Here is an 11267-nt window from a genome sequence, read left to right on the forward strand (position 1 = left end):
CCCGAAAAGCAGTCGGCTGCGGGTACCCCGAAAAGGGCACCCGCAGCCGCCCTGTTTCTACAGGTACTGTCCGGTGTTCGCCACCGTGTCGATGGAGCGCCCGGTGTCGGACCCCTGCTTTCCGGTGATCAGGGTGCGGATGTAGACGATCCGCTCGCCCTTCTTGCCGGAGATCCGGGCCCAGTCGTCCGGGTTGGTGGTGTTCGGCAGGTCCTCGTTCTCCTTGAACTCGTCCACGCAGGCCTGGAGGAGATGGGAGACGCGAAGGCCCTTCTGGTCCTTCTCCAGGAAGTCCTTGATCGCCATCTTCTTGGCCCGGCCCACGATGTTCTCGATCATGGCGCCGGAGTTGAAGTCCTTGAAGTACAGGACTTCCTTGTCGCCGTTGGCGTAGGTGACCTCCAGGAAACGGTTTTCCTCGGATTCGGCGTACATGTGTTCCACTGCCGTCTGGATCATGCTCTGGACGGTGATGGTGCGGTCGTCGCCGTGCTCGCCGAGGTCGTCCGAGTGGAGCGGCAGACGCTCGGTGAGGTACTTGCCGAAGATGTCCTTGGCCGCCTCGGCGTCCGGACGCTCGATCTTGATCTTCACGTCGAGCCGGCCGGGTCGCAGGATGGCCGGGTCGATCATGTCCTCACGGTTGGAGGCACCGATCACGACCACGTTCTGGAGGCCCTCCACGCCGTCGATCTCGGCGAGCAGCTGCGGGACGATGGTGTTCTCCACGTCCGAGCTGACACCGGAACCGCGGGTGCGGAACAGGGACTCCATCTCGTCGAAGAAGACGATGACGGGCGTGCCCTCGCTGGCCTTCTCACGAGCACGCTGGAAGACCAGGCGGATCTGCCGCTCGGTCTCGCCGACGTACTTGTTCAGCAGCTCGGGACCCTTGATGTTGAGGAAGAAGCTCTTGCCGGTGGCCTGTCCGGTCACCTCGGCGACCTTCTTGGCCAGCGAGTTGGCGACGGCCTTGGCGATCAGCGTCTTGCCGCATCCGGGGGGCCCGTACAGCAGCACGCCCTTGGGCGGCCGCAGCTCGTGCTCCTTGAACAGGTCCGGGTAGAGGTACGGCAGCTCGACCGCGTCGCGGATGGCCTCGATCTGGCCGCCGAGACCGCCGATCTGCTCGTAGCCGATGTCGGGGACCTCTTCGAGGACGAGTTCCTCGACCTCGCTCTTGGGGACGACCTCGTAGACGTAGCCGGAGCGGGGTTCGAGCAGCAGGGCGTCGCCGGGCCGGATGGTGACGTCCAGCAGCGGCTCGGCGAGCCGTACCACTCGCTCCTCGTCGGTGTGCCCGACCACCAGGGCGCGCTCACCGTCCTCGAGGATCTCCTTGAGGGTGACGATGTCGCCGACGCTCTCGTACTCCATGGCCTCGACCACGTTGAGCGCTTCGTTGAGCATCAGTTCCTGGCCGCGTCGCAGCTCGTCAAGCTCGACGCTGGGGCTCACGTTCACGCGGAGTTTCCGGCCTCCGGTGAAGATGTCGGCGGTGCCGTCCTCGTTCGCCTGAAGGAAGACACCGAAGCCGGCCGGCGGCTGTGCGAGCCGGTCGACCTCCTCCTTGAGGGCCACGATCTGGTCGCGGGCCTCACGGAGCGTGTTGGCCAGTCTCTCGTTCTGGGCGGACACGCCGGCCAGATTGGTCTGCAGCTCGACGATCCGCTCTTCGAGAATCCTCGTGTGTCGCGGAGAGTCGGCGAGCTTGCGTCGCAGGACGGCGATCTCCTGCTCAAGGTAGGCAATCTGCCCGGCGGGGTCGTCGGACCCTCGTCCCGGGCGGATGCCGCGGTTCATGTCGTCGTCGTGGGCTGCCACGGTCCTCACCTCCTCCAAGGGGAGCTGGACGCTTCCAGACCCTACCTGGGTGGGTGTCGATTGAAACCCCTAGATCACAAAGACTGTCGGGGTGCGTCCGATCTTCACCCTTGCGCTCTCCCTCACGCCAGGGGAATACCCACCGAACATGATTGGAAAGCTGCCGGAGGTAGGGTCGAAGTGTTCAACACCCGTCAGAGCCCGCATCGTTCCCGCAGGGCTCGGCAGAACGAACGGCAGGAGATATGGGCGTACAGCAGGAAGCCGGTGTCGGCGGCGAGGCACTGGAGGTCTGGATCGACCAGGACCTCTGTACCGGCGACGGCATCTGCGCGCAGTACGCGCCGGAGGTGTTCGAGCTGGACATCGACGGTCTGGCGTACGTGAAGACCCCTGATGACGAGCTTCTCCAGGACAAGGGCGCCACGACGCCGGTCCCACTGCCGCTGTTGACGGACGTGGTCGACTCCGCGCGGGAGTGTCCGGGCGACTGCATCCATGTGCGGAGGGTTTCGGACCGGGTCGAGATCTACGGGCCGGACGCCGAGTGAGCCGTCATTTACGCGCCGTGACGGCTGTCTGATTCCTCACAGCTCTCCGACGGCCTGATTCAGACGCTGTGGGCGCCGACCGGCGCCGAGCGGACGAACGCGTCGTCCTTCCACCGCCACTTGGCGCTCTCCTTCACGTCCGGGCAGCAACTGGGCACGTCGGCCGAGGAGTAGCCGAGGTAGTCGGCGAGGACCGCGCCGTCGTCGACCGACAGGGCGGTGACGGTACGACGGTCCTCGGGGTCGACGAGGGTGGCCACGACCCGCGGACTCGTCGCGTCGGCGGCCTGGGTGAGGACGTAGACGCCGTCGGGCGGGGTGCCCATCGGGGCGTCGCAGTGGACCACCGCGACGGTTTCCGGCCTGCCGTCGCCGTCCAGGTCCCCGGCGGCCTTCCTGATCACCAGGGCCTTCACCGGACCGCACTCGAGCGGGAAGTCGACGTCCGTGGTGGCCGGGGCGGCCGCGGTCACCGGCGCGGGCGGCGCGCCCGGACCGCTCACCTGGGCCGCGGTCGCCGGACCGGGCTGGAGCACCGAGGAGAGGGCCACGACGCCGGCCACGGCGGTGGCCGTCGCGACCCAGTGGATCGGCCGGGTGTGAGTGTGTGCCAGTTCCGGGACGGCGGATTGCTGCACGAGGAGCGTCTCCTGTGAGGGCTGTGCCGGTGGGGGTGGCCTGCATCGTGCCACACGTCACAGTGCGGGGGAACAGCGGGGTCCGGGATCCCGAACAGCGAGCCCGGAGCCCCGTGCCCAACAGGACGACGCCGTGGCCGAGTTCCCGTGAGGTGACGGGAACTCGGCCACGGCGTCGGTTCGTTCATGCGGCACGGAGCCGCTCGGAGCCGCGGCCGGCGGACCGGCTCTAGCGGGTTCCCCCGTCGGCGTTGGGACCGGTGTAGTCCTCGCCGTAGGCGCCCTTGGCGGGGCGGCGGCGGCGCATGGGCGGCTCGACGCCGTCGGCCAGGCGGCGGGCGGTGAGGAGGAAGCCGGTGTGGCCGATCATCCGGTGGTCCGGGCGGACGGCCAGGCCCTCGACGTGCCAGTTGCGGATCATCGTCTCCCAGGAGGTCGGCTCGTTGAAGGAGCCGATCTCGCGGATGGACTCGACGGTCCGCGCGAGCTGGGTGGTGGTCGCCACGTAGCAGCACAGGATGCCGCCGGGGACGAGCGCCTTGGAGACGACCTCCAGGCACTCCCAGGGGGCGAGCATGTCGAGGATGACGCGGTCCACGTCGGTGTCGCTCAGGTTGTCCTGGAGGTCGCCGACGGTGAGCTGCCAGGCGGGGTGCGGGCCACCGAAGTAGCGCTCCACGTTCTGCTGGGCGATCTCCGCGAAGTCCTCGCGGCGCTCGTAGCTGTGCAGCATGCCCTGGTCGCCGATGGCGCGCAACAGGAAGCTGCTGAGCGAGCCGGAGCCGACGCCCGCCTCCACGACGCGGGCGCCGGGGAAGATGTCGGCGAAGGCGAGGATCTGCCCCGCGTCCTTGGGGTAGACCACGGCGGCACCGCGGGGCATGGACAGGACGTAGTCGGGGAGCAGGGGGCGCAGCGCGAGGTAGGCGACGTTCCCGGTGGTGCGGACAACGCTGCCCTCGGGAGCACCGATCAGTTCGTCGTGCGGGAAGGAACCCTTGTGGGTGTGGAAATTCTTCCCGGCCTCGAGCGTGAACGTGTAGTGGCGGCCCTTGGGGTCGGTCAGCTGAACCTGGTCCCCGACCTTGAAGGGCCCGCGCCTGCGGGCGGCACCGGTCGGTTCGGACATGTGAACAGCCTACCGGGGTTTGTGCGGGGCACCGACCACCGGGGCCGACCGCTACGAGGGCCTGGCCATGGCCTTCACGAAGGCGCGCTCGACGTCGGCCGCGGAGAGGACGCCGTAGATCTCGCCGGTCTCCTCGACCACCAGGTACTCGGTGGCGGGGGTGGCGCGCAGGGCGTCCAGGAGGTCCTCGCCGGCGAGTTCGGCGGAGACGCGCATGCCGTCGGTGAGATCCTGGGCGAGGCCGCTGACCGCGACCCAGGGGCGGCGGTGCTCGGGTACGCCGACGATGGCGGCCTCGCGGACCAGGGAGACGGGTTCGCCGTGGGCGTCGACGACGACCAGCGCGCGGGCGCCCGCGTCGTTGGCGCGGCGCAGCGCCTCGGAGAGCGGGGTGTTCGTCTCGACCGGGACGGCGCGGCGGGTGAGGTTGCGGGCGCGCAGTTCGGGGAGGTGCTCGCGCAGGCGGGCCATGCGCAGGCTGTTGCCGGCGCCGGTCCAGATGATGGCGGCGAGGATGGCGGCGAGCAGGGCGTCCAGGACGGTGTCCATGCCGACGCCGTCCACGGCCTGGGAGCCGAGCGCCCCGGACTGGGTGAGCAGCGGAAGGCCGATCAGGACCGAGACGGCGAGGGCGCGGCCGACCCAGGCGGCGGCGATGGTGCCGGTCATGGGCTTGCCGGTGATCTTCCACACGACGGCGCGGAGCATACGGCCGCCGTCGAGCGGCAGTCCGGGCAGGAGGTTGAAGATCGCCACGATGAGGTTGGAGACCATCAGCCCGGCCAGCAGGACACCGGGGACGGTGCCGGGCTCGACGGTCTGCATGGCGAGGTAGAACAGACCGGCCAGGACCAGGGAGAGCAAGGGGCCGACGAAGGCCAGCACGAACTCCCGGCCGGGGGTCTCGGCCTCCTTCTCGATCTCGGAGACGCCGCCGAAGAACTGGAGCTGGATGCGGCGGACCGGCAGCTTGAAGCGGAGGGCGGCGAGGGTGTGCGCCAGCTCGTGGACGAGCACGGACGCGTAGAAGGCGACCGCGAAGAAGAGGGCGACGAGATAGCGGGCGGCGCCCAGCTCGGGCAGCACGCGGTCGAGCTGGCCGCCGAACACCCAGGTGATCAGGGCGGCGACCAGGAACCAGCTGGGGGCCACGTAGACGGGCACGCCGAAGGGGCGGCCCATCAGCAGGCCGCCGCGGGACTCCGGGGGACGCCGCGGGGGGCGGCGGCCCTTGGCCGGAGAGGGGGCGTCGCCGAGGGCGGGGGTGCCGTGGGCGCGGGGGCGGTCGGGGTGCGGGTCGGAGGTGTCCGGGTCCGGGCGGGCCGGCGCGTCCGGGGCGCTCACCGGCTCCGTCCCGGCCGCCTCGGTCCGCTGCCGCTCCGTGTCCTGTCGCCCTGTCTCGTTCGCCGTGTCCTTCGCCGTGTCCTTCGGGGGGTCGTCCTGCTTCCGCGCGGAGGTTGCGGAGACCTCGGGAGAGGTGTCCTCGGGAGCGGCCGGGGGCGCGGGTGTCACGTGGTGCTCGGCCGACTCTTCGCTGTCCGGCCGCGGCCGCCCGCTCCCGCCGCTTTCCACCACGGTGTCCCCTCGTTAGTCTGCGACTCCCGCTCCTGCCGGGCGGAAGGGTCTGGGACCGATGGTATGCGTCCGTCGGGACGCGTTCCGCCCCGCACCCCCTGGGTTTTCCCGGCTGTCGCCCCGGCCGCGGGCGGGGTGGGGTCGCTGTCGGTGGCGGGCCGTAAGGTCTGTGGGCATGGAGAGCAGCAGCGAGGGTGTCGCCGGGTCCGGCGACGAGGACGGCGTGGGGAGCCCGCCGGGGGCGGCGGTCGAGGAGACGGCCGTGGCGTCGGTGGAGGCCGCCGGCGAGAAGGCCGTCACCGCGACGGCGCCCGCCTCGCTGTCTCCCTCGCGCGCCGGCGACTTCATGCAGTGCCCGCTGCTGTACCGGTTCCGGGTGATCGACCGGCTGCCGGAGAAGCCGAGCGCGGCGGCCACCAGGGGAACGCTGGTGCACGCGGTGCTGGAGCGTCTCTTCGACGCGCCGGCCGCGGAGCGGACCGCGCCGCGGGCCAGGTCGCTGGTTCCCGGCCAGTGGGACCGGTTGCGCGAGTCCCGGCCCGAGGTCGTGGAGCTGTTCGCCGACGATCCCGAGGGCGAGCGGCTGGCCGGCTGGCTGTCCGAGGCCGAGCAGCTGGTCGAGCGGTGGTTCACGCTGGAGGACCCGACCCGGCTGGAGCCCGCCGAGCGGGAGCTGTTCGTGGAGACCGAGCTGGAGTCGGGGCTGAGACTGCGCGGGATCATCGACCGGGTCGACGTGGCCCCCACCGGTGAGGTGCGGATCGTCGACTACAAGACGGGCAAGGCGCCCCGGCCCGAGTACGCCGAGGGTGCGCTGTTCCAGATGAAGTTCTACGCGCTCGTGGTCTGGCGGCTGAAGAACGTGATCCCCCGGCGTCTCCAACTGGTCTACCTGGGCAGCGGTGACGTGCTGACGTACGACCCGGTCCTCGCCGATCTGGAGCGGGTCGAGCGCAAGCTGCTCGCGCTGTGGGAGGCGATCCGGCTGGCGACGGAGACGGGCGACTGGCGGCCTCGTCCCACGAAGCTGTGCGGCTGGTGCGACCACCAGGCGCACTGCCCGGAGTTCGGCGGCACTCCCCCGCCGTATCCGCTGCCGGTGCGACCGGCCGGGACGCCGTCGGCCGCGGGCGAGGGGACGGCCCCCGCGTAGGCGGCCGGTGAGGGCGGCCGAGTCCGGCGCGGTCGCGCAGGGCAGAATGGGGCCGGACTACCGAAGGAGACTTACGTGGCCATCCGCGTCCTACTGGTCGACGACCAGCCGCTGCTGCGTACCGGCTTCCGGATGATCCTGGAGGCGGAGCAGGACATCGCGGTGGTCGGTGAGGCCGGCGACGGCCTCCAGGCCCTCGACCAGGTGCGGGCCCTCCAGCCCGATGTGGTTCTGATGGACATCCGTATGCCCCGCATGGACGGGGTGGAGGCGACGCGGCAGATCACCGGGCCGGGCCGGGACGGACCGGCGAAGGTGCTGGTGCTGACGACCTTCGACCTCGACGAGTACGTGGTGGAGGCGTTGCGCGCGGGGGCGAGCGGGTTCCTGCTCAAGGATGCGCCCGCCAACGAGCTGGTGCAGGCGATCCGGGTGGTGGCCGCCGGCGAGGCGATGCTCGCGCCGAGCATCACCCGGCGGCTGCTCGACAAGTACGCCACGCATCTGCCGTCGGGCGACGAACCCGTGCCGGACACCCTGCACACGCTCACCGACCGTGAGGTCGAGGTGCTGAAACTGGTGGCGCGAGGCCTGTCGAACGCGGAGATCGCCGCCGACCTGTTCGTCAGCGAGACGACCGTGAAGACGCATGTCGGGCATGTGCTGACCAAGCTCGGCCTGCGCGACCGGGTCCAGGCCGCGGTGTACGCCTACGAGAGCGGTCTGGTGCGTCCCGGAGCGCAGTAGCCGGGCGTGGACCCACCCGGTACGGCGCGGAGGGCGCCCCTGCCCGGCCAGGGGCGCCCTCCGCGTTCGTGGGGACCGGCCCTCCACGTTCGTGCGGACTCTCAGCCCTCTCCAGCTCCCAGAAGCGGAAGGCGGTGGAGGCGTCGAGGCAGTTCTCCAGGCCGTGGACGTCCTCGTGGACGAGGGCGTACTGCTTGGCCTGCCAGACCGGGAGGACGGGTACCTCCTCGGCGACGATGTCCTGGAGGCGGCCGTAGTCGCGTACTGCCGGTGGTCGACGGTGGAGCCGGCACCTGAGGCGATCTTGCTGGGGAAGGTGGCGTCGGGGGCCTTCAGCTTGAAGACGACCGTCCTCTCGTCAGGCGTCTCGACCTTGTCGAGCATGGGGAACATGATCGCGGGGCCGGCGGGCATCGTCGATGTCCCGCACGCGGTCGAAGGAGAACTTGACGTCCTCGGAGGTGAGGGTGTCGCCGTTGCTGAACTTCAGGCCGTCCTCGAGCGAGCGTGCAGGTGTAGACCTTGCTCTGCGTGTCGCTGAAGCCGCAGTCTTTCGCGGCGTCCGTTTCGGGTTCCGTGCCACCCTTGGGGAAGCTCAGCAGCGACTGGAAGACGTCGTCGGACAACAACCAGGAGCCGGGGTCTTACCCGGACGCGGGGTCCGTGGCCAGGACGTCGTCGGACATCCCGATGACCACCGAGGAGCCGTCGCTCCCGGCGCCTGCCGTCTGCGAGCCGCAGCCGGTCGACAGGCCGGAGGCCGGTCCCGCCACGATGGGCAGGACCGGCCACTGGTTGCGCATGTTCACGTACGAGTGCCTCGTCGTCGTTCTCGCCCGGAGCCGTCGTACGCGGCCCCGGGACGCGGGGTCCGTCAGCCGCTGACGCCGCGGGACAGCTCCCAGAGCTGGAGGGTGGCGGCGGAGTTCAGCACGTAGGACGTGCCGGTGACGTTGTCACGGGAGGCGACGTACTGCTTGCCCTGCCACAGCGGCAGCACCGGGACGTCCTCGGCGACGATGTCCTGAATCTCCGTCAGCGTCTTGCCCGCGGACAGGCGGTCGGCCTCGCGGCGGGACTCCGGGATCAGCTTGTCGATGATCTCGCGGTTCTGGTACGGCGACTTGAGGAAGTTGTCCTTGTCGAGGAACGGCGCGATGAAGCTGTCGCCGTCGGCGAAGTCGGGGAACCAGCCCATGCCCCAGACGTCGTACTCACCCTTGCGCTCGGCCGGGACGAAGGCGTCCCACGTGGCGCCCTCGAGGGAGACGTCGAACAGGCCGCTGCCGTTGAGCTGCTTCTGGAGCAGCTCGAACTCCTTCTTCGTGGCCGGACCGTAGTGGTCGGTCGTGTAATGCAGCGTCAGCTTCACCGGGGTGGTGATGTCGGCCTTGGAGAGCAGGTTCTTGGCCTTGGCGACGTTGGCGTCGCCGTACTTGTTGAAGAACGAGTTGGAGTGGCCGGTGACCGAGGCCGGGACGAGCGAGTAGAGCGGCTCGGCCTGGGAGCCGTACACGTCCGTGACCAGCTCGCCGCGGTTGACGACCTGGGCCATCGCCTGACGGACCGCCTTGTCCTTCACCGACGGGGCGGCGGTGTTGAAGGCGAGGTAGCGGATCTCGAGGCCGGCCAGTTCGACGAGGTCGACGCCGTCGTCGGTGGAGCCCTCGGAGAGCTTCTGGATCTGCTCGGGCGACATGGTGCGGGTCATCACGTCGATGTCGCCCTTGTCGAGGGCGGTGCCCATCTCGTCGGCGTCCGCGTAGGAGACCATCTCGACCTTGTCGTTCTTCACCTCGAGGGCCCCCTTGTAGGCGGGGTTCTTGGTGAAGACGGCCTTCGTCATCTCGTCGCCGTCGGTCTTGGCCTCGAGGGTGTACGGGCCGGAGCCGTCGACCGCGAAGCCGTCGCGCAGTTTGCCCTTGTCGTAGTCGGCGGGGTTGACGATGCCGGCGACCGGCGTCGACAGCTTGAACGGGAAGGTGGCGTCGGCGGTGTTGAGGTGGAAGATGACTTCGTTGTCACCCTTCGCCTCGACCGTGTCGATCGTCGACAGCAGGGCGAAGACGCCGGAGTCGGCCTTGATCGCGCGTGCCCGGTCGATGGAGAACTTGACGTCCTCGGCGGTGATGGCGTCGCCGTTGGCGAACTTCAGGTCCTTGCGGAGCTTGCAGGCGTAACGCTCGTTGCCGGTGTCGGTGAAGCCACAGCTCTCGGCCGCCTCCGGGACGGGGTCGCCCTCCCCCTTGGGCTGGATCATCAGGGTCTGCACGGTCTGACGCAGGATGTTCCAGCTGCCGACGTCGTAGGCGTACGCCGGGTCGAGGGGCGCCGGGGCGTCCTTGGTGGCGGTGAACCGGTCGGTGGTGCCCACGACGATGGCGTCGCCGCTGCCGCTGCCGCTGTCGGACCCGCCACAGGCGGCGAGCACGGGCGCGAGCAGACCTGCCACGGCCGGCAGCACCAAAGTCTTGCGGTTCATGCTCGAGTTTCTCCAGAGCTGTCAGGTCCGTGTACCCGGCATGCAGGGGTGTCGCGGCCGATCACGGGGGTAAGGGCGATGTTCTCGCGACGAGATTAGTCCGCACCTGCACGAGGGTTCACAGCCACCGGAGTTGAAAGCCCATCACGCAGCGAAACCGGGCGTGGACGCACCGAAAACCCGACAGCGGAATGATTCGTGCAGCGTCCCATGAAACGGGACACAAGGGCACCTCCGCACGGCCCGAACGGGGGGGAACTACACACGGAACCGCGCCTGTCGAGCACCTTCGGCGTGGCGAAGGTCACAGGTTCGACGAGGGGGCGCGCAGAACGGAATTCGACCCCTGCGGCGGCGAGAATTCACCCTGCGCACCCGCGCCGAATTCGCCGGCTATCGGCGGTGCACGCTGGGTGAACGGCTATCGCATTCCGTCATCAGGCGGTCACGTCGATCTCCGCGGTGATCATTCGAGCGGCATGAGAGCACGCAGAAATGTCAGGTCGACCTGTTCCAGGGAGGACACGACGGTCCGCCGACGGGCCGGGGCGATGGGCGCCACGGAGGGCACGGCGACGACATGGCAGCCCGCCGCCTCGGCCGCGGCGACTCCGGTCGCGGTGTCCTCGACGACGGCGCATCTGGCCGGATCCACCCCCAGGCCGGCGGCGGCGAACAGATAGGGGTCGGGGTGCGGCTTGGTGCGCGACACCTCGTCGCCGGCCACCGTCAGCGCGAAGTGCTGGGGGCCCAGCGAGGTGAGGACGCGGTCGATGATGCGCCGGTGCGAGGCGGAGACGAGAGCCGTCGGGATCTCGTGCGCCGCGAGCTCCGCGAGCAGCCGGGCGGCTCCCGGCATGAGGGGCAAGTCGCGTCCGATGCGCTCCTCGAACCCCTCGTTGAGCAGGACGCTGAGTTCGTCGAAGGTGATGTCGGCGCCGGTCGCCTCGATCAGGAACCCGGCGCTGCGGCTCATGGGGCCGCCGACCACGACATGGCGCCAGGAGTCGTCGAGGGTGTGGCCGAGCCCGGCGAAGACCTCGGCCTCGACGTCCCACCAGAAGCCCTCGGTGTCCACCAGGGTTCCGTCCATGTCGAGGAGCACCGCCTCCAGGGCCGAGCCTTCGGCCGTCCGGGTTCCGAGCGCGGGGACCGTACTGGTCATCCA

Annotated in this window: 9 protein-coding genes and 1 pseudogene; 3 read left to right on the top strand and 7 right to left on the bottom strand. The window is 69.8% G+C overall.

All coding sequences use genetic code 11. From position 1 onward, the window contains the following. Positions 1 to 57: 57 nt before the first annotated feature. Positions 58 to 1824 (bottom strand): proteasome ATPase, encoded by a 1767-nt coding sequence (arc, locus tag ACZ5Y0_RS17500; RefSeq protein WP_469129540.1) that lies wholly within the window; start codon positions 1822 to 1824, stop codon positions 58 to 60. 245 nt (positions 1825 to 2069) lie between these two features. Here arc and ACZ5Y0_RS17505 point away from each other — a divergent pair, with 245 nt between their 5' ends. Next, the gene (locus tag ACZ5Y0_RS17505) at positions 2070 to 2375 is read left to right on the top strand and encodes a ferredoxin (RefSeq protein ID WP_469129541.1); all 306 of its coding nucleotides are present in this window, start codon (positions 2070 to 2072) and stop codon (positions 2373 to 2375) included. Between the two features lie 59 nt (positions 2376 to 2434). On the opposite strand, the gene ACZ5Y0_RS17510 is transcribed toward ACZ5Y0_RS17505, so the two are convergent. The 3 genes from ACZ5Y0_RS17510 to ACZ5Y0_RS17520 form a co-directional block, all read right to left on the bottom strand. After that, positions 2435 to 3013, bottom strand: coding sequence for a hypothetical protein (locus ACZ5Y0_RS17510; RefSeq protein ID WP_469129542.1), 579 nt, complete (start codon positions 3011 to 3013; stop codon positions 2435 to 2437). Positions 3014 to 3242: 229 nt separating this feature from the next. Next, positions 3243 to 4142, bottom strand: a complete 900-nt coding sequence (locus ACZ5Y0_RS17515; protein ID WP_469129543.1) for a tRNA (adenine-N1)-methyltransferase — start codon at positions 4140 to 4142, stop codon at positions 3243 to 3245. A gap of 51 nt (positions 4143 to 4193) precedes the next feature. Further along, positions 4194 to 5717 carry a site-2 protease family protein gene (locus ACZ5Y0_RS17520; protein WP_469129544.1) on the bottom strand — a complete coding sequence of 508 codons (1524 nt, stop codon included), beginning with the start codon at positions 5715 to 5717 and terminating at the stop codon, positions 4194 to 4196. Positions 5718 to 5892: 175 nt separating this feature from the next. Between ACZ5Y0_RS17520 and ACZ5Y0_RS17525 the strand changes: the two genes are divergently transcribed. Both ACZ5Y0_RS17525 and ACZ5Y0_RS17530 read left to right on the top strand, forming a co-directional pair. Next, the gene (locus ACZ5Y0_RS17525; protein ID WP_469129545.1) at positions 5893 to 6870 is read left to right on the top strand and encodes a RecB family exonuclease; all 978 of its coding nucleotides are present in this window, start codon (positions 5893 to 5895) and stop codon (positions 6868 to 6870) included. Between the two features lie 75 nt (positions 6871 to 6945). Next, the gene (locus ACZ5Y0_RS17530) at positions 6946 to 7617 is read left to right on the top strand and encodes a response regulator (protein ID WP_020141342.1); all 672 of its coding nucleotides are present in this window, start codon (positions 6946 to 6948) and stop codon (positions 7615 to 7617) included. A gap of 261 nt (positions 7618 to 7878) precedes the next feature. Here ACZ5Y0_RS17530 and ACZ5Y0_RS17535 read toward each other — a convergent pair. The 3 genes and pseudogenes from ACZ5Y0_RS17535 to ACZ5Y0_RS17545 all read right to left on the bottom strand — a co-directional run. Continuing rightward, a pseudogene (locus tag ACZ5Y0_RS17535) lies at positions 7879 to 8426 on the bottom strand (ABC transporter substrate-binding protein); the annotation flags it as partial. 65 nt (positions 8427 to 8491) lie between these two features. Next, positions 8492 to 10099, bottom strand: a complete 1608-nt coding sequence (locus tag ACZ5Y0_RS17540) for an ABC transporter substrate-binding protein (protein ID WP_469129546.1) — start codon at positions 10097 to 10099, stop codon at positions 8492 to 8494. A 466-nt stretch (positions 10100 to 10565) separates the two neighbouring features. Then, positions 10566 to 11264 carry an HAD family hydrolase gene (locus tag ACZ5Y0_RS17545; protein WP_469129547.1) on the bottom strand — a complete coding sequence of 233 codons (699 nt, stop codon included), beginning with the start codon at positions 11262 to 11264 and terminating at the stop codon, positions 10566 to 10568. Positions 11265 to 11267 lie beyond the last annotated feature (3 nt).

This window comes from Streptomyces sp. NPDC033216 (assembly GCF_055577115.1).

Excerpts from the sequence above, each read along its gene's own strand:
- ACZ5Y0_RS17540 (WP_469129546.1), bottom strand. The coding sequence starts at position 10,099 with ATGAACCGCAAGACTTTGGTGCTGCCGGCCGTGGCAGGTCTGCTCGCG.
- ACZ5Y0_RS17505 (WP_469129541.1), top strand. The coding sequence starts at position 2,070 with ATGGGCGTACAGCAGGAAGCCGGTGTCGGCGGCGAGGCACTGGAGGTC.
- ACZ5Y0_RS17515 (WP_469129543.1), bottom strand. The coding sequence starts at position 4,142 with ATGTCCGAACCGACCGGTGCCGCCCGCAGGCGCGGGCCCTTCAAGGTC.
- ACZ5Y0_RS17545 (WP_469129547.1), bottom strand. The coding sequence starts at position 11,264 with ATGACCAGTACGGTCCCCGCGCTCGGAACCCGGACGGCCGAAGGCTCG.
- ACZ5Y0_RS17525 (WP_469129545.1), top strand. The coding sequence starts at position 5,893 with ATGGAGAGCAGCAGCGAGGGTGTCGCCGGGTCCGGCGACGAGGACGGC.